At 44.2% G+C, this 23,907-nt stretch carries 22 protein-coding genes; 13 read left to right on the forward strand and 9 right to left on the reverse strand.

The genetic code is table 11. The features are described from left to right. Nucleotides 1–180 precede the first annotated feature (180 nt). Entirely contained in the window at nt 181–1,083 is a 903-nt protein-coding gene (locus AC2Q9J_RS14725) for a DMT family transporter (protein WP_499041086.1), read from the reverse strand. Nucleotides 1,084–1,188: 105 nt separating this feature from the next. Between AC2Q9J_RS14725 and AC2Q9J_RS14730 the strand changes: the two genes are divergently transcribed. Then, nucleotides 1,189–1,926, forward strand: a complete 738-nt coding sequence (locus tag AC2Q9J_RS14730) for an MgtC/SapB family protein (protein WP_499041088.1) — start codon at nt 1,189–1,191, stop codon at nt 1,924–1,926. A 37-nt stretch (nt 1,927–1,963) separates the two neighbouring features. Here AC2Q9J_RS14730 and AC2Q9J_RS14735 read toward each other — a convergent pair whose 3' ends face one another. From AC2Q9J_RS14735 to pruA, 4 genes are all read right to left on the reverse strand, one after another. Beyond that, nucleotides 1,964–3,127, reverse strand: a complete 1,164-nt coding sequence (locus AC2Q9J_RS14735) for an iron-containing alcohol dehydrogenase (RefSeq protein ID WP_499041090.1) — start codon at nt 3,125–3,127, stop codon at nt 1,964–1,966. A 114-nt stretch (nt 3,128–3,241) separates the two neighbouring features. Beyond that, nucleotides 3,242–4,486 (reverse strand): Glu/Leu/Phe/Val family dehydrogenase, encoded by a 1,245-nt coding sequence (locus AC2Q9J_RS14740; RefSeq protein WP_499041092.1) that lies wholly within the window; start codon nt 4,484–4,486, stop codon nt 3,242–3,244. Nucleotides 4,487–4,568: 82 nt separating this feature from the next. After that, nucleotides 4,569–5,762 (reverse strand): ornithine--oxo-acid transaminase, encoded by a 1,194-nt coding sequence (locus AC2Q9J_RS14745; protein WP_499041093.1) that lies wholly within the window; start codon nt 5,760–5,762, stop codon nt 4,569–4,571. 78 nt (nt 5,763–5,840) lie between these two features. Next, on the reverse strand, nt 5,841–7,385 hold the full coding sequence (pruA, locus tag AC2Q9J_RS14750; RefSeq protein WP_499041095.1) for an L-glutamate gamma-semialdehyde dehydrogenase: 1,545 nt from the start codon (nt 7,383–7,385) through the stop codon (nt 5,841–5,843). Nucleotides 7,386–7,525: 140 nt separating this feature from the next. On the opposite strand from pruA, the gene AC2Q9J_RS14755 reads away from it, so the two are divergent. Further along, nucleotides 7,526–8,842 carry a sigma 54-interacting transcriptional regulator gene (locus AC2Q9J_RS14755; RefSeq protein WP_499041097.1) on the forward strand — a complete coding sequence of 439 codons (1,317 nt, stop codon included), beginning with the start codon at nt 7,526–7,528 and terminating at the stop codon, nt 8,840–8,842. 145 nt (nt 8,843–8,987) lie between these two features. Here the strand turns inward: AC2Q9J_RS14755 and yugI are convergent, their stop codons facing one another. Together yugI and AC2Q9J_RS14765 are read right to left on the reverse strand one after the other, a co-directional pair. After that, entirely contained in the window at nt 8,988–9,362 is a 375-nt protein-coding gene (gene yugI / locus AC2Q9J_RS14760) for a S1 domain-containing post-transcriptional regulator GSP13 (RefSeq protein ID WP_112224402.1), read from the reverse strand. 88 nt (nt 9,363–9,450) lie between these two features. Further along, nucleotides 9,451–12,075, reverse strand: coding sequence for an RNA polymerase sigma factor (locus AC2Q9J_RS14765; protein ID WP_499041100.1), 2,625 nt, complete (start codon nt 12,073–12,075; stop codon nt 9,451–9,453). A 151-nt stretch (nt 12,076–12,226) separates the two neighbouring features. Here AC2Q9J_RS14765 and AC2Q9J_RS14770 point away from each other — a divergent pair, with 151 nt between their 5' ends. Further along, nucleotides 12,227–13,561 carry a sodium-dependent transporter gene (locus AC2Q9J_RS14770; protein ID WP_499041102.1) on the forward strand — a complete coding sequence of 445 codons (1,335 nt, stop codon included), beginning with the start codon at nt 12,227–12,229 and terminating at the stop codon, nt 13,559–13,561. A 100-nt stretch (nt 13,562–13,661) separates the two neighbouring features. Beyond that, on the forward strand, nt 13,662–13,880 hold the full coding sequence (locus AC2Q9J_RS14775; protein WP_499041103.1) for a helix-turn-helix domain-containing protein: 219 nt from the start codon (nt 13,662–13,664) through the stop codon (nt 13,878–13,880). A 43-nt stretch (nt 13,881–13,923) separates the two neighbouring features. Here the strand turns inward: AC2Q9J_RS14775 and AC2Q9J_RS14780 are convergent, their stop codons facing one another. After that, nucleotides 13,924–14,184 carry a DUF1871 family protein gene (locus AC2Q9J_RS14780; protein ID WP_499041105.1) on the reverse strand — a complete coding sequence of 87 codons (261 nt, stop codon included), beginning with the start codon at nt 14,182–14,184 and terminating at the stop codon, nt 13,924–13,926. Nucleotides 14,185–14,260: 76 nt separating this feature from the next. Here AC2Q9J_RS14780 and AC2Q9J_RS14785 point away from each other — a divergent pair, with 76 nt between their 5' ends. After that, nucleotides 14,261–15,430, forward strand: a complete 1,170-nt coding sequence (locus AC2Q9J_RS14785; RefSeq protein ID WP_499041107.1) for a MalY/PatB family protein — start codon at nt 14,261–14,263, stop codon at nt 15,428–15,430. A 53-nt stretch (nt 15,431–15,483) separates the two neighbouring features. Here AC2Q9J_RS14785 and AC2Q9J_RS14790 read toward each other — a convergent pair whose 3' ends face one another. Next, nucleotides 15,484–16,206: a peptidylprolyl isomerase gene (locus AC2Q9J_RS14790; RefSeq protein WP_499041108.1), complete on the reverse strand. Its 723-nt coding sequence runs from the start codon at nt 16,204–16,206 to the stop codon at nt 15,484–15,486. Between the two features lie 130 nt (nt 16,207–16,336). Between AC2Q9J_RS14790 and AC2Q9J_RS14795 the strand changes: the two genes are divergently transcribed. The 8 genes from AC2Q9J_RS14795 to mnhG all read left to right on the forward strand — a co-directional run bounded on the left by AC2Q9J_RS14795 (nt 16,337) and on the right by mnhG (nt 23,598). Beyond that, a complete protein-coding gene (locus tag AC2Q9J_RS14795) occupies nt 16,337–17,569 on the forward strand; it encodes an MFS transporter (RefSeq protein ID WP_499041109.1) in 1,233 nt (410 codons plus the stop codon). Between the two features lie 257 nt (nt 17,570–17,826). Next, nucleotides 17,827–20,238: a Na+/H+ antiporter subunit A gene (locus AC2Q9J_RS14800; RefSeq protein ID WP_499041111.1), complete on the forward strand. Its 2,412-nt coding sequence runs from the start codon at nt 17,827–17,829 to the stop codon at nt 20,236–20,238. After that, a complete protein-coding gene (locus tag AC2Q9J_RS14805) occupies nt 20,225–20,647 on the forward strand; it encodes a Na(+)/H(+) antiporter subunit B (RefSeq protein ID WP_499041113.1) in 423 nt (140 codons plus the stop codon). Before AC2Q9J_RS14800 ends, AC2Q9J_RS14805 begins: the two co-directional genes overlap by 14 nt. After that, nucleotides 20,647–20,994 (forward strand): Na(+)/H(+) antiporter subunit C, encoded by a 348-nt coding sequence (locus tag AC2Q9J_RS14810; RefSeq protein WP_084242477.1) that lies wholly within the window; start codon nt 20,647–20,649, stop codon nt 20,992–20,994. The genes AC2Q9J_RS14805 and AC2Q9J_RS14810 overlap by 1 nt, the downstream gene beginning before the upstream one ends. Further along, the gene (locus AC2Q9J_RS14815) at nt 20,987–22,468 is read left to right on the forward strand and encodes a Na+/H+ antiporter subunit D (RefSeq protein WP_499041116.1); all 1,482 of its coding nucleotides are present in this window, start codon (nt 20,987–20,989) and stop codon (nt 22,466–22,468) included. The genes AC2Q9J_RS14810 and AC2Q9J_RS14815 overlap by 8 nt, the downstream gene beginning before the upstream one ends. Nucleotides 22,469–22,473: 5 nt before the next feature. Continuing rightward, nucleotides 22,474–22,953 (forward strand): Na+/H+ antiporter subunit E, encoded by a 480-nt coding sequence (locus AC2Q9J_RS14820; RefSeq protein WP_499041118.1) that lies wholly within the window; start codon nt 22,474–22,476, stop codon nt 22,951–22,953. Beyond that, nucleotides 22,950–23,231: a Na(+)/H(+) antiporter subunit F1 gene (locus tag AC2Q9J_RS14825; protein WP_144841482.1), complete on the forward strand. Its 282-nt coding sequence runs from the start codon at nt 22,950–22,952 to the stop codon at nt 23,229–23,231. Before AC2Q9J_RS14820 ends, AC2Q9J_RS14825 begins: the two co-directional genes overlap by 4 nt. Next, the gene (mnhG, locus tag AC2Q9J_RS14830) at nt 23,215–23,598 is read left to right on the forward strand and encodes a monovalent cation/H(+) antiporter subunit G (protein WP_499041120.1); all 384 of its coding nucleotides are present in this window, start codon (nt 23,215–23,217) and stop codon (nt 23,596–23,598) included. Before AC2Q9J_RS14825 ends, mnhG begins: the two co-directional genes overlap by 17 nt. Nucleotides 23,599–23,907 lie beyond the last annotated feature (309 nt).

A 23,907-nucleotide genomic window follows, 5' to 3' on the forward strand; every position in this document is an offset into this window, starting at 1 on the left:
ATCAGTAGATTGTTTGTTGACGTTTTGCTGTTCAGTTTTCAAGGTTCAAATGTTAACGTCGCGCTCATTGGCGACTTTATTAATATATCCCATTTAAGCAGCGAAGTCAATACTATTTTAAAATATTTTTTCGAGCTGTTTTAAGGACATGTATAAATATAAACCCCTGACCGAAAAAAATCAAGGGAAAACTTTAAAAAAGATTTTTTTAATTTTTTCGTAGTCAATGATGAAGAATAGTATCCCCATGATCACTACTGTTCCTCCTATAATTTGACTGGCGCTTAAGTACTCTCCAAGTATGAAGTAAGCTAATATAGCTGCTCCAACCGGTTCAAAAAGTATCGCTATGGAAATGACATTCGTACTCACCCACTTTAATGCCCAATTAAATAGTGTATGTCCAAGTAAATTCGGAATCAAAGCTAAAAGTACAAACCACATCCATTCTTGTGCTGGATAAGGACCGAAAGATTCTCCTTTAATAATTATATAGAAGAATAATGTTATTGTACTCACACCATAGACGACGAACGTATACGTCACTAATGATAGACGTTTACGAATATCCTGTCCGAATAACAAATAAGCTGTTATTAATGCACATGCAATCAATGCTAGAATATCACCAAATAAAGCTTGTCCACTTATCTTAAAATCGCCATAAGCAATCAAAACGCTGCCGCCAATTGCAATAAGCGCTGAAACTATAGTTTTAACAGACAATTTTTCTTTAAAGAAAAAGTATGTACCAGCAAAAGCGAATAGAGGCTGCAACGTTACCAGAACCGTGGAACTTGCAACGCTGGTGTAATTTAATGATTCAAACCATAAAATAAAGTGAAATGCTAAAAAGACACCGGCTATTGATGTAAAGAGCCAATCTCTTTTGCTTAGTTTTTTCACTTCATGGGTATATTTAAAAAAGAATAAAGGACTCATGATCAGAATCGAAAATAACATTCTATAAAAAGCTGTTACACCTGCATCAGCCGATGTCATTTTCACAAAAATTGCCGACATCGCAACTGATATGACCCCAACAATAATTGGAATATAAGGATGAATTGCTGGTTTCTCCATGCTTGCACCTCAAATTTCATTCTATAATGTAATTAAATCATTAAAGTTTAGTTTGCCATTTACTATTAATAGAAGCAACCAGAAATATAGAGCGGGGGTTTCCTCATGGAATTTTTTAGTGCTTTACAGATTTCTTCATTAGAAACATTTCTTAAACTCCTTATTGCAGCCGCACTGAGTTTAGTTATCGGCTTAGAAAGAGAATTGAAGCGGAAGCCTGTGGGATTAAAAACTAGTGTGGTAATTTCCACCTTCAGCTGTCTATTGACTATCATCTCAATTGAATCTGCGTATATTGCTCAAGGCAGTGAATATGAGAATGTAAATATTACAATGGATCCTTTACGTTTGGCGGCACAAATTGTTTCAGGCATCGGGTTCCTCGGGGCCGGAGTGATTCTTAAGAGAGGAAACGATTCAATTTCAGGTTTGACTACTGCGGCTATGATTTGGGGAGCTGGTGGAATCGGCATATCTGTAGCTGCCGGATTTTACTTAGAAGCTGCTCTAGCAGTTTTGATAGTATTGTTATCCATAGAATTACTGCCGCCTTTGATGATTAAGCTTGGACCATCCCGTCTTCGAATGACAGAGGCCACAGTTAGAATTTTCATACTCGATAGAGAGTACATTAAACCTGTTATTGATGAGTTGAGAAAATCTGGGCTCGCCATCGAAGGCATATCCATCACCCACCCTAACAATGAAAAAAGCACAGGTTCAGGATATCATGAACTTTTTATACGGGTTTCATACCTTCAAGATATAGATACTTTGGATTTATATCAGGATTTATACTCCATTAAGAATGTCGAACAAGTGGATATTGAAATTACAAATTAAAAACTGCTTGAGCTGGTTAGCTCAAGCAGTTTTATTTTTATACAGAAGCTTGAAGAATTTCGCGCACATCTTTGTCATTAAGTTTATTGAAGTTGCCGAATTCACCGTAAACCAAAGTTTTTTCAATGATGGATTCGAAATTCGAGTCATCAATCTTGTAATCTTCGAGTTTCGATGGAGCACCGAGCGATGTCCAGAAAGCGGATAAGCGATCGATGCCTTCCAGAGCCGTTTCTTCATCTGACTTCCCTTCGCTATTAACTCCGAATACACGGACAGCCAATTGAGCGAATCTCTCTGGATTTACCTTAACATTATGGCGCATCCAATGCGGGAACAGAATTGCCAATCCACCGGCATGTGGGATATCGTAAACAGCGGATACAGCGTGTTCAATATTGTGCGTCGCCCAGTCTCCGTTATAACCCATTTGCAAGAAATTATTCAAACCCATAGTCCCAGCAAATAAAATCGTTTCTCTGTGCTCATAACTTTGCAGATCTTCCATCAGCTTCGGAGCTGTTTCGATCACTGCGCGTAATACACCTTCGATCATTTGATCCTGCACAGGGGTATTAGACGCATTGTGGAAATACTGCTCGAACATATGGGACATCATATCAACGACTCCATAGACCGTTTGATCTTCAGGAACAGTCATTGTATATGTAGGATCCAGTACCGAGAATTTCGGGAATGAAAGCGGACTTCCCCACCCATATTTTTCTTGTGTTTCTTCATTAGTAATTACTGATCCGGCATTCATTTCCGAACCTGTCGCAGCGAGCGTTAGTACCGTACCGAATGGCAAGGCTTCTTTCGGCTGTGCTTTGCGGGAAACAAAGTCCCAGGCATCGCCGTCATATTTAGCGCCTGAGGCAATAAGTTTTGTACAGTCGATAACTGAGCCGCCACCAACAGCCAATAGTACGTCGATATTTTCTTTTTTACAGATTTCGATGCCTTTTTTCGCTGTGGATAAGCGAGGATTCGGCTCTACACCCGCTAGTTCAAATACTTCCATATTTGCAGAAGCTAAAGTTTCCATAACTTCATCATACAGACCGTTTTTCTTAATGCTGCCCCCGCCATAAACAACGAGCACTTTATTTCCATATTTAGGCAATTCAGTTTTGATAGTTTCTAATTGGCCCTTACCGAAAATAAGTTTTACCGGGTTATAAAATGTGAATTTATTCAATATAATTCAGCCTCCTTTTCCTCATTTATTATGTAGCTTCTTTTTTTCAATTGCAAAAGATTGAATTAGAAAAACCGCCTGGATATTATATCCAGGCGGTTTTCGGCGTAAATTTTACACCCAACCACGGAAGCGCGCAGCTTCTGCTGTTCTGCGGGCTCCTACCATATAGGCAGCGAGGCGCATGTCGATGTTACGGGTAGTAGCAACATTATAAATATTTTCGAAAGCGTCAACCAGTTTCTTGTTGAGCCTTTCGTCCACTTCTTCCTGTGTCCAATAATAACCTTGGTTGTTCTGTACCCATTCAAAGTAAGATACAGTAACGCCGCCGGCACTTGCCAAAACATCAGGCACCAACAAGATTCCCCGGTCAGTAAGCATTTTCGTCGCTTCTGATGTCGTAGGGCCGTTGGCTGCTTCAACTACAATTGAAGCCTTGATATCATTGGCGTTTTCTTCTGTAATCTGGTTAGAGATTGCAGCAGGAACAAGGATATCACAATCAAGTTCAAACAACTCTTTGTTCGTGATTGTATTGTCGAACAGGTTTGTCACCGTACCGAAACTATCACGGCGGTCAAGCAGATAATCAATATCCAAACCGTTCGGATCGTGCAGCGCACCATATGCGTCAGAGATACCGACTACTTTAGCTCCGGCATCGTGAAGGAATTTCGCGAGGAAACTTCCAGCGTTGCCGAATCCCTGGATTACTACACGCGCTCCCTTCATCTCAAGGCCGCGTTTTTTAGCTGCTTCATTGATGACAATTGTAACGCCCTGCGCAGTCGCTTTGTCACGCCCCTGCGAACCGCCAAGCACAATCGGTTTACCTGTAATGAAACCAGGAGAATTAAATTCATCAATTTTGCTGTACTCATCGAACATCCAGGCCATAATTTGTGAATTCGTAAAGACGTCCGGTGCAGGAATATCTTTGTTCGGTCCAACTATCTGACTGATGGCACGGACATAGCCGCGGCTCAACTTTTCAATTTCGTGCATGGACATTTCACGTGGATCGCAAATGATTCCGCCTTTACCTCCGCCGTAAGGAAGGTCGACAATGCCACATTTCAAAGTCATCCACATGGAAAGAGCCATAACTTCTTCACGGTTTACATCAGGGTGGAAACGGACGCCTCCCTTAGTTGGTCCTACCGCGTCGTTATGCTGTGCACGAAATCCGGTAAACACCTTCGTTTTCCCATCATCCATACGAACTGGAATACGTACTTCCAAAATTCGCATAGGTTCTTTCAGTAGTTCGTACATCGATTCTTCGTATCCGAGCTTTTCCAATGCAGTTCTGATAACGTTCTGCGTTGACGTCAACAAGTTCAAGTTTTCAGCCATTTTATTAGTTCGCCTCTTTGTATTTTAGTAATTACTCCGCATACAGTGTAACACAGTTCATTAAGCCTTTGCCATACAGATATTATTTAGTGAATACTTTCCGGATCCGCTCCAAAGCCCAGTCAAGATCTTCCTTACTGATAATCAACGGAGGAGCGAAACGGATTACTGTATCGTGGGTTTCTTTGCACAATAAACCAAGTTCCTTCAATTCTTCACAATAAGGGCGCGCAGCTTCATTCAATTCCATTCCGATGAATAAACCGCGTCCACGCACTTCTTTAATAGAAGGATGTGATATTTCTTTTAACTGGTTCATGAAGTACTCACCCAGCTCCTGTGAACGGTCAGCCAGCTTTTCGTCCTGCAGAACTTCGATTGACGCGATGGATACTGCGCATGCCAAAGGGTTCCCGCCGAATGTTGAACCGTGAGATCCCGGGTTGAAAACTCCAAGGATTTCGTCATCAGCAACAACACAGGAAATCGGGAATACGCCGCCTCCAAGCGCTTTACCCAGTATATACATATCCGGATTAACATCTTCCCATTCACAAGCGAACATTTTACCTGTACGGCCAAGACCTGCCTGAATTTCATCGGCAATGAAAAGAACATTATTTTCGCGGCAAAGTTCTCTTGCAGCTTTCAGGAATCCTGGCGGCGGAATGATGATGCCCGCTTCACCCTGGATTGGTTCAATCAGAAATGCAGCTGTGTTTGGAGTAATCGCATTTTTAAGAGCGTCCAAATCGCCGAAAGGAACAATGTTGATGCCAGGAAGCATCGGGCCGAAGCCTTTGCGGTATTCAGGGTCCGATGACAATGAAACAGCTGTCATTGTACGGCCGTGGAAGTTGCCTTCGCAAGCGATGATTTCCGCTTTGTTTTCTTCAACGCCTTTTACGTTATATGCCCAGCGGCGTGCGGCTTTTACTGCCGTTTCCACTGCTTCTGCCCCAGTGTTCATAGGGAGAGCCATTTCTTTGCCGGAAACTTTACAGATCATTTCATACCAAGGTGCCAGCATATCATTATGGAACGCACGCGAAGTAAGTGTTACACGGTCAGCCTGGTCTTTCAGCGCCTGTATGATTTTCGGATGGCGGTGGCCCTGGTTGACAGCGGAGTATGCAGAAAGCATATCCATGAATTTATTGCCTTCAGGATCTTTTACCCATACGCCCTCAGCTTCTGCAATAACGATCGGCAGCGGATGGTAGTTCGGTGCGCCGTACTTTTCAGTTTGTTTGATAATATCCTGTGTTTTAGTCATTAATAATTCCTCCTTTTGAAAAAGGCAGACCATCAGTCTGCCTTTTCATCAATATTCACTTACCCTTTAAAATGCTGATTAGAACATTTCAGAAGTTGTTTTTGCTTGCATATGAAGAGCGATGTAGTCAGGACCGCCCGCTTTTGAATCTGTACCGGACATATTGAATCCGCCGAAAGATTGATAGCCGACGATTGCGCCTGTGCATCCACGGTTGAAATATAGGTTGCCGACGTGGAATTCTTCACGCGCGTATTCAAGATGTTCACGGTTGTTAGTGATTACGCCGCCAGTCAAACCATATTCTGTGTTGTTGGCGATATCAATCGCTTCTTTGAAATCTTTAGCTTTCATCAAGCCGACAACCGGCCCGAAGATTTCTTCCTGCATGATGCGCGCTTTCGGGTCAAGGTCAGCGAAAACTGTAGGGTTCACGAAGAAACCTTTCGAATCGTCTCCGTCTCCGCCTGCAACCAAGCGGCCTTCACCTTTACCGATTTCGATATAATCCATGATTTTCTTATAAGAGTTGCCGTCAATAACCGGCCCCATATAATTGTTTTGATCAACCGGGTTACCGATCGTCAATTCTTTTGTCAGTTCGATAACACGTTCAAGAACTTGATCGTACGCGTCTTCTACGATTACAGCACGAGATCCCGCAGAACATTTCTGTCCGCTGAAACCGAATGCAGATTTTACAATCGATTGAGCTGCAAGTTCAAGGTCTCCGTCAGAATCAATGACCATCGTGTTTTTGCCGCCCATTTCAGCAATCAGGCGTTTCATCCAGATTTGGCCTTCGTTCACTTTAGATGAGCGTTCCGCAATGCGAAGTCCGACTTCTTTAGAACCAGTAAATGAGATGAAGCGAGTGTTCGGGTGGTCTACAAGGTAGTCGCCTACTTCAGAACCTGGTCCCGGAATATAGTTGACAACGCCTTTTGGCATTCCCGCTTCTTCAAGCACTTCGATAAATTTATAGGCTACCACCGGAGTTGTGGACGCTGGTTTCAATAGTACCGTGTTTCCTGCAACCATCGCTGCAACAGTCGTGCCCGCCATAATGGCAAATGCGAAGTTCCAAGGAGAAATGACAACGCCTACTCCAAGAGGAATATAATCATAGCGGTTGTATTCGCCCGGACGGCTTTCCATTGGCATACCGTCTTTCATCTTAAGCATTTGACGGCCGTAATATTCAAGGAAATCAATCGCTTCTGCAGTATCCGCATCCGCTTCATTCCATGGCTTGCCTGCTTCTTTTGTCAGAAGTGCCGAGAATTCATGCTTGCGGCGGCGGATGATTGCCGCTGCTCTGAACAATACATCTGCGCGTACTTCAGGTTTAACTTTTTTCCATGTTTTAAAGGCTTCGTCAGCACTTTGCATCGCTTTTTCAGCCAATTCTTTGTTTGATTTTGAAACGCGGCCAATAATCTCTTCTTTATTTGCCGGGTTGAATGAAACAATTTTATCATCAGTTCTAACTCGCTCTCCACCGATGATCAATGGATAGTCCTGGCCAAGGTATGCCTCGACAGTTTTCAAGCCTTCCAAATAATCGTTGCGGTTCTTGTCGATCGAGAAATCTGTGAATGGTTCGTGTTTGTAGGGAATCATTATAAATCCTCCTTGAATATGGTTTAAGCGCAAAAAAAATTTGCACTTATAAAGCGTTTCCACTTATAATAATGCAAAAGATCTCTGCATAATTCAAGCATTTTCATTTGAAATATTAAAAAAATTTTGGGGTGGCTAACATGAAGCAAGTGAAAGTGGATCTGAACCCATTTTATAAATTCGCTTCAGAGCATGTGGGAGTAGGTGTACATGCTGTTGATCCGAAAGGGAAAACAATCTTGTACAATAAAAAGATGAAAGATATCGAAGGATTCGATTTTGAGGAATTGGCGGACCGGTCTCTGCTTGAAATGTTTCGTTTTGATCAGGCAGAAAGCACTTTACTGAAAGTCCTGCAGAGCGGATCGCCGGTTCTGAATTCCAAACAGACGTATTGGAACCGCAAAGGCCAGGAAATCACAACGATCAATGACACGTATCCTGTTTTTGACAACGGCCAAATGATAGGTGCCATCGAATTGGCGCGGGATGTTACGACTTTAGAGAAGGTTGTCTATCAGCCGTTGAAGAAATATGAAGAACCTATAACCTTCAACAGTATTACGGCGGTCTCGGCCAGTATGAAAAAAGTGATTGCGACAGCAGAAAAAGCAGCGTTGGCAAAACTGCCCGTACTATTGGTTGGAGAATCAGGCACAGGCAAAGAATTGATTGCCGAAGCGATTCACCGTGCATATTATGAGGGGGCTGAAGAGATGTCGATTCTCTTTTCCCACGGCACCACTGTAGAATCGATCGAACAATTATCTGAGGAAATGAAGAAACGGTCAGGCGGCACAGTATATTGCGAGCGAATTGATATGCTGTCTATTCCTTTGCAATTAAAGCTCCTTGAAATGGTCAAGGAACATTCCGGCAGCGACGTTTATTTTATTGCCAGTGTCGGCGAAGATCCCGTCGAATTGATATCGGGGCAAAAACTATTGAAGGAACTCTATTATTTCTTTTCAGCGATTGCGATTCCAATTCAGCCGCTCCGGAGAAGAAAAGAAGATATTTTGCCGTTTGTCTCCGATTATTTCTCACGGCACCGGATGAAATTTGGTTCTATGGTGCGAAAGGTCGATGGACAGGTTGAAAAATTGCTGCTGTCTTACGATTGGCCGGGGAATTTGAAAGAGCTTGAATTGCTGCTGGATGAAATCACGTCCATGCTGACGACTGAAGAAACGGTTGGCGTAGAGTTGCTCCCCTATCACTTTAAGTTGAAAACCGAAAAGACAGGAACTCTTCAGCCTGAGGATTTCATTGTCCAATCCAATAAAGAATTGCTTCCCTTAGAGGAGTATTTGTTCGAAGCTGAAATCTACTACCTCCAAAAAGCGATGGATCTGCATAACGGCAATGTTACGAAAGCGGCGGCTGCACTTGGCATGAGCCGTCAGAATCTGCAATACCGTTTACGGAAAATAAAAAAAAATGAAGCGCAGACATGATGTCTGCGCTTCATTTTTTGTTTTACTTACTGTCCAGACTCCAGCACCCAACTCTTCGGGTCATAAGCCAGCCCAGCTTTGCGGTCAGGACCGCGCGCTGTTCTAGCTTATGCCTTTCAGAGCTTAACGGGCGCTTTCGCTTTTCTTACTGACCAGAACGCTTGATCCACTCTTGCATTTTGTCTTTCAACGAGTTGAATCCTTCAGAATCATTTTCGTTTACATGTGACTGAAGTGATTGTTTTGGTTTTTCTGTGCGCTGAGCTGCTGGTGGCTGCTCCTGCAATGCACGGATTGAAAGGCTGATTTTTTTCGATTTTTCATCAACTTCCAAAACTTTAACATCAACTTCCTGTCCAACTGACAAATACTCACTTACTTCTTTCACGTAACCGTGAGTGATTTCTGAGATGTGGACCAAACCTTGAGTCTGTTCGTCAAGTGCTACGAAAGCTCCGTATGGCTGGATTCCTGTTACTTTACCTGATACTGTGTCACCTGTTTGATATGTTTTTGTCATGTTCTACCCGCTCCTAGTCTTATCTATATTATCCTATACACCTATTGGCATCTGTATATTATAGCACAGATAGATGAGCTTCGTAAAATTAATAGCCGAACATGTCTAGAATCATCCAAGAATCCTCCACTTTTTCCATTTGCATAAAGCGACTGTCATCCATTGATTTTGATTTCATACGGATATAGACCCCACCATGTATTCCGTTAGAGCCAACACTAATAGCATCTGCAGTAAACGAAATTCCAGTGACTTTTGAATAGCCAACAAAATGGCCGTTCAACCACCTTTCCTTAAACTCTTCATCACTCATGGATTCATCCGTCTCGTTAACCAACAGCCTCATCGTTTTCACATCTTCGTTTTCAAGAGCCATGAGGAAAATGCCAGCAATTTCTGCTGGAGTAGCCAGCTGAACAGCATCCATATTTCCACTCTCTCCAATGTTCTTATAATAGTTCTGTACATTGGCGTCATAGCCCTCGAAATCTTCTTCCTTGGTGTAATGCTCATTTATTTGATGCTGCATCAGCCAAATTTTGTCCCTTTCAGTGACAAGTCTAATGTAATTGGTTCCCATCTGATAATCTATGCCGGCTTCAATATTTTGGATGAACGCTTCGATGTATATTTTTCTTCCTTGACGGTGCAAATTATCACTGTAAATCTCTATATTTCGAACGGTCTCTGTAATCTCCGGTTGCTTTCTCCACTTTTTGGTGTAGTCCTCTAAGGATGGCTTGAGCTCGTCATCCGCTGTCAGATGCCACATCGTTTCGATATCCTCGACTTTATTGGCGTAATGATACAGTTTGATGATATCCATTGGCTCGACCCCAGAAAGGTGCTGAAGATCATACGTTGATGAAAATTCTTCATATAAAGATTGAATATCACTGTAATCGTAATCTTCCATATCTAATCTCAATGTTTCTACCTGCAAGTCGGCATTCGGCAGTTTGGCAGCCAGCTCCCCGTTGTTTTCGAGATCAATCGCATAAAGAATATCCGAATATGCGAGCTGGTCATAATGCGCAGATTTCTTCCAGCCGCTTTCTTCAAATTCCTCCAGAATCGGCAGCATCAAGAAAGTGACTGGATTGCTGTTGAACTGGAGTAAACTTTCCCAGGCAATCTGAAATTCTTCTTTAACCACACCTTGTTGATCAAAAACTTCGATATGCTCGTCCCCTTTCAATAAAGTATAGAAAGCAGTCAGTAATTGAGGTTCAACTTCACCTTTCAGCGTCGGATCCGCAAGCGGATCACTCATGAACGTTGACATAGTTAGAATCGTTTGAGGCAAAAGTTCTACGGGCCATAGCATACCCGTTTCGTCGAAAACAGGCGTGCTCCAAAGAATATCCAAGTATTGCATGCTCACCATATCGGAGCCAAATGGATGAACTTCATAGAATTTAGTGATATCCCTCATAGTACGGAACCGTTCTTCATTGGGATGGACTGAATACTGAAAAGTGTATTCCCTCAAGGATGATGTCAGATTCTCGATTTCTTCCGGATAATCTCCACGGCTGTGGAGGAGTTTTTCAGGTGAAAGCTGGCCATTGACTTCCGCTTTCGCTAAATCGTCTTTATACTTTTCAAGCAAACCATCAGTTATAGTCATCAATTGTTCTGTTTTATCCGTGTAAATCAACAGAAACTTGCTGGTTTCTGAAGTTAATATCCGATAATTTTCAACAGAATCAAGCATCCCTTTCGGCGTATGGATATTCCACATCAGAACATCTACCTGTTCCTGCATCCGCTCCGGATCGTCCTGGAGCTGTTTTACGTTTTGACGGCTTAATGTGCGCTCTTTTAAAGCATCCGCTTTTTTAACATATTCCAGCTGTTCAAAAGTCTCCATAGATAAACCAAGATTTTCAGGTGCTGCTGTACGGATCTCTTCGTACTCAGCTTCCCATTTTTGGACCATCGCTTTAGTGACGGTCGTCGGATTCTCTTCTTCTGCTGCTGACTGCTGCGTTTCGGCAGGCTGCTCGTTGAACAGGAAGGATGCACCGATTACTGCTGACAAGAACAGACTTGCGCCTGCCAACGTGGCTAAGGTTTTCTTATTGACCGGTGCTTTTTCTTCTTTTCTCACTTCAACAGCTGCTTCTTCTTCCGCCGCAACTTCTTCTGGCACAATTTCGTGTTCTTCCGGAAATTCAACCCTGCTGTAGGACTTCGCCAATAAATCCAGCCGTTTCTGAACGCCTTCTTCTCCTTCAATTAACAGAGACTTTTTTAATTGGGATTGCGCCGTCTCTATAGCTGATTGGGCGGAAGTGTCGGATAGGCCGAGGATTGCTGCGATATCATGCGCATCCTTTCTGTGGAACTGAAACAGGATCAGTGAAACTTTTTCTAATGATGATATTTCTTGAATCGCTTTATGTGTCTCTTGATCTTCATCGAACTTCAAAGAAACGGCATTGCTATTTTCTTCATCGTTCAATTGTTCTTTATTCAGCAACCGAACTGCGGCTTCGTAAATTTTATTGTCAGCATTACGACTATCAATCGTATCAATGCTGTTGCCGATATCCTTGATTACTTCCAGTTGAAAACGACGTATATTTTCTTTTGCAATGCCAGCCTGGTATGCAAATTGTGCAATAGCTGGAGCGAAGTTCCTGCTCCAGGCAATCAACGCCTCTTTGTCCCCCGCCTTTGCTCTATTCAATAAATCATCAGTTTGCATTCAAAGAACCCCTTTTAAAATTGAAATATTCAATCTCTTCCTTTATATGTTTATTATACGCTACGAAATCAGTGAAGTTTCAAATTTATCTATTTTTTTGCAGGTTGCTCGTGTAGAATGAAAAAATCTACTTGAAATAGGAGTGAAGACAATGGAGAAACGTGAGCAATGGGCATCAAAACTCGGATTCATCCTGGCAGCTGCCGGAAGTGCCATCGGACTGGGTGCAATCTGGAAATTTCCTTATGAAACAGGTGCTAACGGAGGCAGTGTTTTTATATTATTATTCATCATCAGCACCATCTTCATCGGACTGCCGATCTTGCTCGCCGAATTCGTTATCGGACGCCGCGGACAGGCAGATGCCGTCACCGGTCTAAAAAAACAAGCACCAGGTAAACCGTGGTTTTTAATTGGTTGGTCAGGTTTCATCTTCGCATTCCTGATTCTGTCCTTCTATAGTGTCGTAGGTGGATGGATCTTATCATATCTAGTAAGAGCTATTCTATTCCAGCTTTCCGATTATAGTGACAGCGGATTTGGCGAGCTGTTCACGAATATCATCGCGAATCCTCTGGAAGTCCTGATTGCACAGGCAGCATTCATGTTCTTAACGATTTTCATCGTACAGGGAGGCATTAAATCAGGAATTGAACGTGCCAGCAAGATCATGATGCCGGCATTGCTGATTTTCTTCGTTATCCTGATGGTCCGCTCACTGACTCTTGACGGCGCGATGGAAGGTGTCCGTTTCATGTTCGTACCGGACTGGTCTTTCTTTAACTTCGAAACGGCATTGACCGCGCTAGGCCAAGCATTCTTTTCACTGAGTGTCGGCGTGGCCGGGATGATCACTTATGCATCTTACTTGCCTAAGACAGAAAATCTGGGCCGTTCTGCAGTCAGTGTCGTAACATTGAATATAGTCATTTCAATTATGGCGGGACTCATTATTTTCCCAGCCGTCTTCGCTTTGGATTATCTGCCGGACCAAGGACCCGGACTTGTGTTCATCATTTTGCCTGCGATTTTCAATGAGTTATTCATGGGGCAATTCTTGATCATCTTATTCTTCATCCTGCTTCTTTTCGCTACATTGACTTCATCCATTTCAATGCTTGAAATCACTGTCTCAATTGCAGTTAAGGATAAATATGATAAACGCGGCAAAATTTCATGGCTTGCTGGATTGGCGATTTTCATCGTAGGAATTCCAAGCGCATTATCATATGGCGTTTTTTCAGATCCGATTTTCTTCGGATACACCTTCTTCGATTTCGTCGATATTTTGACGAGCCGAATCGGTTTGCCGATGGGAGCTTTATTCATCTCATTATTTGCAGGCTATGTGCTGACCAAAAAAGACGCACATGCAGAAATGCATGAACAGCAACGGCTTGTCGATGTTTGGCGAGTCCTGTTGCGCTATGTCGCGCCAGTCGCGATCATTTTCGTCTTTGTGCAGGGAATCATCGGTATCTTCTGAAAACTGTTCTGAAAATGACATATTTTCGTAAAACGAAACGCTTGCTTTATGTTATGCTTTATTTAGAAGAAAGTACCATTTAAAAAAGGAGTGTATGAATATGCGTAAAGATTTACACGCCCAGCTTAAGTTCCTGCGGGAAGAGCGCAATTTGTCCCTCGACGACCTTGCTTTAAAAACAAGAGTCGGTGTGGCAAGACTTCACTCATATGAAACAGGAGAGGAAATCCCTTCTGTGCAGACTATCATGAAGCTTTCAAATGCGCTTGAAGTCCCCGCTTCCAATCTGCTTGACGGAATGGAAACAGTAGAACAATAAAGAAAAAAGAGTTTCCGGTTGAGACAGACCGGAAACTCTTTTTTTATATGATGCTTTTTGCTTCAAATTTCAGCGCCAGCAATTTATAGGAGACAGCCACACATTTCTCGAGCGGTATCCATAATCCAAATGAAATCTGATATATACTCTGGATTTGTTTTGCGAGGCTGCTGGGATCGTCAAGCAACTGCAACTGTTCGAGAACATCCATGATTTCATTGATATACTTACCTCCACCTATGGTGAAAGGATCCCATTCTTCCATTATAATTCCAGCCAGCTTATTCATTTCTTCAGTACCCATAAGTTTTTCACCTAACATTCTGTTGTGCTAACAGCTATAATATCATAGAAACCCTAATAGAAAAGAGGAGATTGTGTTGAGTTTATTCGAAGAAGTACATGAACGAAGAAAAACGCGCTCAGTCAAATGGGATCTGATGGAAATGATCTATGAGGTGGAAGATGCTTCAGAAATATTGCCTCTCTGGGTCGCAGACATGGATTTCCCAGCTCCTCCCCCTGTTACCGAAGCGCTTAAAAAAAGACTTGAGCATCCGATCCTGGGCTACACGTACATGGATGAGGAAATTAAAAGCGCGGTCGCAGCATGGCAATTGAAGCGCAATGACTGGAAAATTAAAGAAGAGGAAATCATGTTCCAATCCGGAGTGATTCCCGCCATCGCCGCAATTTTACAAGTGTTTACCAACCCAGGCGATGCAGTGGTTGTAACACCGCCTGTCTATCCCCCTTTCTTTTCGATTCCGCAAAACCAGGGAAGAAAAGTATTATACAGCGAATTAAATCAGCAAGATGGTGAGTTCAGTTTCGATTTTGAAGATTTAGAAGAAAAATTTTCAAAAGCTTCCTTCTTCATCTTCTGCCATCCGCATAATCCGGGCGGCAAAGTTTGGAAAGAAGATGAGATGAAAGAAATTCTTCGTTTGGCTGAGAAGCATGACGTGTTGATCATTTCGGACGAAATCCATTCAGATCTGGTGTTGAAAGCTCATCAGCATATTCCGCTCGCTAAACTTGCGGGTGACCAGGCCCACCGTATCTTCACGTGCACCGCTCCGACTAAAACATTCAATCTTGCGGGCATACAGGCATCGATGCTGATCGTTACTGATCCTAAAAAACGGATGCGGCTTGAAAACCATGCCGCTGCCAATGGCACAGGCATGATGAACGCGTTCGCCCCTGTCGCTTTAAAAGCGGCTTATGAAGAAGGAGATGTCTGGCTCGATGAATTATTGGAGGTTCTTTCTTCCAATATGGATAGGGTGATCGAAAAACTGAATGACGCCATCCCTGCGATAAGAATTGCGAAACCGGAATCCACCTATCTGATGTGGCTTGACTGCCGTGAGCTAGAAATGGAAGAATCCGAAATCATGGATAAACTTCTGAACGTCGGCAAAGTCGCGCTGGAGCCAGGATCCAAGTACGGCGAAGCCGGCACTGGATTCCTGCGTTTAAATGTAGCCTGCCCTCCTTCTGTTCTTGAAGATGGCGTCAACCGCATCATTAAAGCGCTTGGATAAAAGTTCTCCTATAAAATATAAAAAAGGAAGATCCGCCATGGATCTTCCTTTTTTTATTCCTGAATGATGTCGATGGATTCAATGATTATATCTTCTGCAGGACGATCTCCGTGAATCGTTTCGACTTCAGCGATGGCATCAATGATATCCATCCCTTCGACTACATGGCCGAATACGGTGTGTTTGCCGTCAAGCCATGGCGTTCCGCCGTTTGCAGCATATTCTTCCCTGACTTCTTCAGGAAGATCAGCAGAAGGCAATCCTTCTTCAGGCAGTTCCGGAAGCTGGACGATGAAAAATTGGCTGCCGTTCGTCCCAGGGCCGGCGTTTGCCATAGACAAGGCACCACGGAAATTAAAGAGGCGATCAGAAATTTCATCTTCAAAGCCTTCGCCGTAAATGCTTTCTCCGCCTCTGCCCGTGCCTTCAGGATCTCCTCCTTGAATCATGAAATCTTTGATGACCCGATGAAAGATTACACCATCATAATAGCCGTCTTTTGCATGAGTCAGGAAATTCTCGACTGTTTTTGGAGCAAGTTCGGGAAATAATTTAATCTTGATCGTGCCCATGGATGTATTCATATCCACTAACGCTTCATCTTCAGCTACTTCATCCGTCAATTGCGGATAATCCCCACTGGTTTCTGCAGTAGCGGCTGTTTGCTGTTCTGCCGGTTCTTGGTCTGTTTCTTTCGTTTCTTTATCTGCTTCCTGCGTTCCGCATGCGGCCAGCAGGGCTGTTGCCATAAATATAGGCATCAATAATTTTTTCATTTTGCATTCACCCCGCTTTATTCTAGCACAATAGATTTCGGAATTCACTGGTAATTTATCTTTCTTTTTTCGAGTGACGAAATAATATATAATAGAAGCAGATGCACGTTTCAGAAAGAAGGTATCCGCTATGGATGTGCAAAAAAGAAATTTCATAATAATCATGTTCACAAACTTCCTGGTAGCGGGAAGCACGACGATGATTATGCCTTTCTTATCTCTTTATATAGAATCACTTGGCGACTTTTCGGATGAATATGTCCAGCGTTGGGCGGGGCTTGTATTCGGCGTCACATTTGTCGCCGCTCTTTTCATGTCGCCTATTTGGGGACGCATAGCTGACCGTTACGGCTATAAGCCGATACTCATCATCAACGGTTTCGGTATTGCCATCAGCATTTATCTCATGGGAGCGGCAGATTCTGTCCACGAACTATTCATGATCCGCCTGTTCATGGGGGTTGTGACGGGATTCATCCCCACTTCACTAGCATTTGTCAGTACACAGACACCGAAGGAAATTGCCGGTAAAACGCTTGGCACTCTGCAGATGGGCAGTGTTTCAGGCACTTTATTCGGCCCAGTAATCGGAGGTCTCATGGCCGATTCGTTCGGTTTTGACTATACTTTCATAATTACAGCGGTTGTTATCGGTATTGCGGCATTGCTTGTAGCCCTCGGAATCAAGGAAATTAAAAAGACTCCAAATAAAGACGCACATGTCTATGCACGCAAAACGATTATCCAAGGGATTCTCCATCACCGGCTGCTGATAAACGTCATGATAATCACCTCATTAATTCAAATCGGGAATTTCAGTATCCAGCCGTTGTTATCATTATATGTGGCAGAGCTGACAGTCGACAGTTCACAGGTAGCTTTCCTGGCGGGCGTAACATTCAGTGCCGCCGGTGTCGGCAATCTGCTTTTCGCACGTCGCTGGGGACGCCTTGGCGATTCGATCGGTTACGAAAAAGTGCTCGGCTTTTTATTGCTTCTTTCATTTGTTTTCATCGTCCCACAGGCTTTCGTTACAGAACTTTGGCAATTGATGGTGCTGCGCCTGTTGTTTGGTGTAGCAGTCGGGGGCATGATCCCGACCACCACCGCACTGATGCGCCGGGAAGCTCCTATTGAAATCCAAGGTGAGATTATGGGCTATAACACCAGTTTCCGTTTTCTCGGGAATATAATCGGCCCGGTTTTTGGCGGTATCGTCAGTGGTTTTATCGGAATCTCATCTGTGTTTATTGTTACCGGCGTATTGTTCGTTTTGGCATTTGTCTTCCTGCGCTTCACTCTGGCAAAACCCGACCAGGATTTCGAAGACGTACTGCTTGAGCAGGAAATGAAGTCGATGTAACTTTTACTTTTTAAAATTTTGTCACATTCTCTTTTCGAAAGACGGATTTCCATATGGAATCCGCCTTTTTTTATGCGAAAAAATGATTTTCCCATAAAAAATTTTCGTTATTTCGATCGAGTTTCTTCCTATCTTTATAAATCATTGGAAATGCGTCTGTTTCCTTTCAACTAAACGCCCAACAATGCAAAGCGGCTGAATTTACGTTATAATTTTTTTAGCAACTCATCATGTTTATGCTCGGAAGGAGGATTCAATTGTCACTCGTCTTATTAATTTTTCTGCCCATAATTGCAGCGTTATTTATTCCACTGCTATTTAAAAAAATCGGACAGATCCACACGGGCTGGTTTGTTTTGCTGGTCCCGGCAGCTTTATTCATCTATTACTCCACTTTGCTACCCTCAATTGCAGAAGGCGGCAATCGTGTGTCCGAACTGCAATGGATTCCTTCGCTTGATATTGCATTCATCGCCTATATCGACGGATTGAGTTTATTGTTTTCATTGCTTATCACGGGCATTGGAGCACTTGTTGTACTTTATTCCATATTTTACTTGGATAAGTACCGCGAACAACTACATAATTTCTACGTTTATCTCCTGATGTTCATGACAGCGATGCTCGGGGTTGTTCAATCTGACCACCTGATTTCGCTGTACTTGTTCTGGGAGTTGACCTCCATTTCATCTTTCCTGCTCATCGGTTATTGGTATACGCGCGACCGTTCACGATTCGGAGCGCTGAAGTCAATGATGATCACCGTATTCGGCGGATTGATGATGCTAGGGGGCTTTGTGCTGCTCGGAATCATGGGCAACACTTATTCAATCCGAGAGCTTATTTCACAGGCACCGGAATTGGTTGGCCATGACTTTTTCGTCTGGGCACTCGTGCTGATTCTTCTCGGAGCGTTTACGAAATCCGCACAGTTCCCGTTCTACATCTGGTTGCCGGATGCCATGGAAGCGCCGACTCCGGTCAGTGCTTATCTGCACTCCGCAACAATGGTAAAAGCAGGCCTATACCTGGTTGCCCGCTTCACGCCTATATTTGCCGCATCCGGCACGTGGGTTTGGCTGGTGACAGGAATCGGGTTGTTCACCATGCTTTGGGGCTCATTCTTCGCTTTGAAGCAAAAAGATCTAAAAGGCATTCTGGCTTTCTCCACTGTTTCCCAGCTTGGTTTGATCATGTCGCTGCTCGGCGTATCTGCTGCTGGATTCCATGTTGAAAACGCCACAGAAATCGCTTTGAATTACGCAGGCTTTGCGGCGATTTTCCACCTAATCAACCATGCTGTATTTAAAGGCAGCCTGTTCATGATCGCCGGAATTGTGGACCATGAAACCGGAACACGCGATATCCGGAAACTTGGCGGTTTGATGAGTTTGATGCCGATCAGTTTCACGGTAGCTATGATCGGTGCATTTTCGATGGCCGGTTTGCCGCCGTTCGGAGGTTTCCTGAGTAAGGAAATGTTCCTGACCGGCATGGTCGCTCTAACTGAATTCGATTTATTGTCAATGGATGTTTGGGGAATCATGTTCCCAGTTATTGCTTGGATCGGCTCTGTTTTCACATTCATCTACAGTTTCTATTTTGTATTCCATACATTTGCCGGAAAACATAAACCGGAAGAATTGCCGAAACCGGCACATGAAGCGCCTAAAGGCATGCTGATCTCGCCTGTCTTCCTGGCTATATTGGCGGTCGTCATCTTCTTTATCCCGAATATTGTCGGCGAATGGCTCGTTAAACCAGCCGTCGCCGCTATTCAGCCGTTCATGTATGATTCTCCGCAGGCAGTGGACGTTCATGTCGCAGCCTGGCATGGTTACATTACACCTGAACTTTGGATGACCATCGGTATTTTTGCAGTGGGAGGCCTGATGTTCTGGTCGCTGCGCAAATGGCAGCACCTGTATGAACGCTTCCCGAATACTTTGAACAGCCTTTACGATAATTTAATGTTCCTGAGCGATACAGGAGCCAACCGTTTCTCAAGACTTTATATGACCGGTTTCATCCGTTCGTATCTGGTTTATATGTTCAGCTTCCTTGTCATTATCGTACTCGGCACATTTGTCTTAAATGACGCTTTCGCAATTGACATGAATAACCTGGCACCGGTCGGATTGTATGAGATCATCATCATGCTGGCTTTGGTCGGATCGACAGTGACAATCCTGTTTTCCAAATCCCGTTTGACTGCGATCATCGCACTCGGGGCTGTTGGTTATTCTGTTGCTTTGTTCTTTGTCATTTTCCGTGCGCCGGATCTTGCGCTGACCCAGCTGGTCATTGAAACGATTTCTGTTGCATTGTTCCTGCTCGCTTTCTACCACTTGCCGCAGATCAGCAGAAAAGAGGAACGGATGCGCTTCCGTTTCGGTAACGCTGTGATTGCTGTCGGCGTAGGCGTTACAATGACATTCGTCGCTTTGGCGGCACATTCCGGCAAAGCCCTCCCTTCCATTTCGGAGTTCTACAAAGAAACTGTTTATTCGGAAGCGGGCGGCGGAAATATCGTCAACGTAATTCTTGTCGATTACCGCGGATTTGATACTTTATTTGAAATCGGTGTTCTCGGCATCGCCGGCATCGGCATCATTACTTTGATTAAGCTGCGGCTTACGAAAAAGGAGGGCCAGCATGAAAACAAATGATGTTATGCTCCAGACGGTTACGAAAGTTGTAACCTTCATCATTCTGATGTTTGCTGTCCACATCTTTTTCGCCGGTCATTATACACCGGGCGGCGGATTTGTCGGCGGCTTGCTGACAGCGAGTGCCATCGTATTGCTGATGCTTGCATTCGGGATCCAGACGGTGAAAAAGATTGTACCGGTCAATTACGTCGTCATGACTTCGGTCGGCCTACTGCTGGCAATTGCTACAGCGGCTGCCTCTATACTGTTCGATGTGCCATTCTTTACACACGCATATGATTATTTCGATTTGCCGCTGTTCGGCGAAACTTCCCTGCATTCAGCAATGCTTTTTGATGCAGGAGTCTATTTGGTTGTTGTTGGCGTTACGATGACCATTATTCAAACGATTGGAGAGGATGAATAATGGAAATTATCATGTCGGTTGTCATCGGCTTTCTGTTCATGGCAGCTGTTTACCTAATGCTTTCGAAAAGTCTGATCCGCATCATTATCGGCACCGGACTCCTCAGCCATGGTGCCCATCTGCTCCTGTTGACGATGGGCGGCCTTGGCGGGGAATCTCCGCCGGTTGTCGCGGACGGTGTGTCTGTTTCTGATTATGCAGACCCACTCCCACAGGCTCTAATATTGACAGCGATCGTTATTTCGTTTGCTGTTACATCTTTCTTTCTGGTTGTTGCATACCGCGCTTATCAGGAGCTCGGTACAGACAATATGGAATTGCTGAAAGGAACTGAAGACCATGAGTAATTTATTATTGTTCCCGATCATCATTCCATTGATAATCGCTGCAGCCCTGATGCTGTTTCCGAATAAAATCAAAATGCAGCGGCTGATTGCACTGCTTGGCGCTTTGCTCACTCTTATCTCATCTGTATTCCTGTTGTTCAAGGTGTACAATGACGGGATACAAGTCGTGACACTCGGCAGCTGGCCGGCACCATTCGGCATCTCGATGGTGTCCGACCTGTTCTCTTCTCTGCTTGTCGTTACGACATCGCTGATCGTACTGTTCGTGGTACTCTACAGCTTCCCGACAATCGGGATAAAACGTGAGCAGTCGTTCTACTATCCCGCTGTGCTGTTCCTGATGACGGGTGTAAACGGCGCATTTACTACAGGAGACATTTTCAACTTATTCGTTTTTGTCGAAGTGCTGCTGATGGCATCCTATACATTGATCGTCCATGGCGGTGAACGCCAGCAGCTTCGTGAATCGATCAAGTATCTGCTGGTCAATATCATTTCATCGGCATTGTTTGTTGCCGCTGTCGCGTTTCTCTACTCCGTGACAGGCACATTGAATATGGCGGACCTGGCTGTCAAAATACCGCAGATTGAAAATACCGGCATCCTGACTGTCATTGCAGTCTTGTTCCTTGTAGTTTTCGGCTTCAAGGCCGCGATCTTCCCGTTGTATTTCTGGCTCCCGGCTTCCTATCACGCGCCTCCAATGCCTATACTGGCATTATTCGGAGCGCTGCTGACGAAAGTCGGCGTCTATGCGATCATGCGTACATATACGCTGTTCTTTACAATGAATGTCGGATTTACCCATGAATTACTTGCCATCATCGCCATCCTGACCATATTGGCCGGATGTGTCGGCGCTCTCGCCTATTTCGATGTAAAGAAAATTATCATCTACAATATCATCATTGCAGTCGGAGTCATCCTGTTCGGAGTCTCTCAGCTGAATGAAGCTGGCATCCAAGGTTCGATTCTATATCTGATTCATGACATGATGATTAAAGCCGCGTTATTTTTCCTTGTCGGAATTGTAGCCGTCATATTCGGGACTTCCAATCTGCGTAAGATGGGCGGATTGATGAAAACCTATCCTGTGCTCGGCTGGACTTATCTGGTTGCTGCATTCGGACTTGCGGGTATACCGCCACTTAGCGGGTTCCCGGGGAAATTATTAATTGTGCAAGGCGGCTTTGAAGGTCCTCAATTCTGGGGAAGCATTGTTATTCTCGCAACAAGCCTGATTGTATTGTTAAGCGCGGTTCGCATATTCATCTACGCATTCTGGGGTGAACCGGTTGAAACAAAACCTTTAAAAAAATCAGCATACAACGCTATGTTGATTCCTTCGATCTTACTGGTTGCCATTACAGTATTCTTCGGAGTCGGTGCGGAACTCTTCATGCCATTCGTTTCTGGCGCGGCTGAAGTGCTGCTGAATCCTACGCTTTATATTGAAGCGGTATTTAAGGAGTAGATGATATGTCTTCACAAATCCTATTGAACTTCTTTTTGGCAATCGTTTGGATGTTCATCTCGGTGTCCTTTACTCCTTCCGGATTCGCCATCGGCTTTTTGGTCGGCTTAGGGATCATTATCATGATGCGCCGATTCTTTAAAGGAAGATTGTATTTGACGCGTGTATGGGCGGTTCTTTCTTTGTTCATCCTTTTCCTGAAGGAATTAACGTTATCGAGCCTGCAAGTTTTGCGCATCGTGCTTCGCCCGAAAATGAACATCAAACCGGCGATTTTCGAAATGGAAACCGAGTTAAAGGAAGATTGGGAAGTAACTTTGCTTTCAGCATTGATCACCCTGACTCCAGGCACACTTGTTGTCGGCATATCCGATGACCAGAAGAGGCTTTACATCCATGCGCTCGATTTTGAAGATATTGACGCTTCCGTATCTTCCATTAAGAATACATTCGAACGTGCCATACTGGAGGTGAGCCGCCCATGATGATGTTTTATTGGGTTGCACTGGCTATCGTCAGCATCGCATTTGCAGGTCTTTTGTTCCGATTGGTCAAGGGACCTACAGTCGCTGACCGGGTTGTGGCACTTGATGCAATTGGGATCAGCCTGGTTTCAATCGTGGCTCTCCTATCCCTGATTATCGAAACAGAATTCTTCCTGGAAATCATTCTGTTGCTGAGCATACTGTCCTTTATCGGTACAGCAGCATTCGCTAAATTCATAGAGAGAGGAGAGATTTTCGATCGTGACAACAATCGCTAACATCCTTATCATCTTTCTGATCAGTGTAGGTGTCCTTTTCAGTGTCGTAACAGCTCTCGGACTGGTGCGCTTGCCGGATGTCTATACGCGGACGCATGCCGCCTCCAAGAGTTCCACACTGGGGGTATTGGCCATCCTGTCGGGTACCTTTATCCACTTCTGGCTGGTAGAAGGCATTTTCAATACTCAAATGATCATCGCCATCGCGTTCCTGTTCATCACGGCCCCAGTTGGAGGACATTTGATCGGCCGTGCCGCCTATATTTCCGGCACCAAAGTGGCAGACCAGACAGTACGCGACGATTTGGGACCTGCTGTTCAACGCAAGAAAAAAAGATACGCATTGAAAAAACCTGCAGACAATTGAGTCTGCAGGTTTTTTAGCTTGTTGAGAAAAAGATACAGGTAAACAATCGATATTCCGCAAAACAGCTTCGCTTTCCTTGGGGCTTGCACTGAGCTAACTCGGTCTCGCTCCCCTTCGCCCGAGTGGATCTCAGCACTTCGCTCGAAACGGAGTTGGAAACCCAACTCCGTTTCTACTCCCTTGGGAGTCTCGCTGTTTTGCTCCATATCTCAGAATCGCTTTCTATATAGAAGAAATCTAACTATTTTGGTTTTCCGAGAAAAATATTCACATGATTCTACAGATATAAAGTGTAGCAGCAGGCGGCGA

The organism is Planococcus sp. RAB007_Raresut (assembly GCF_057369535.1).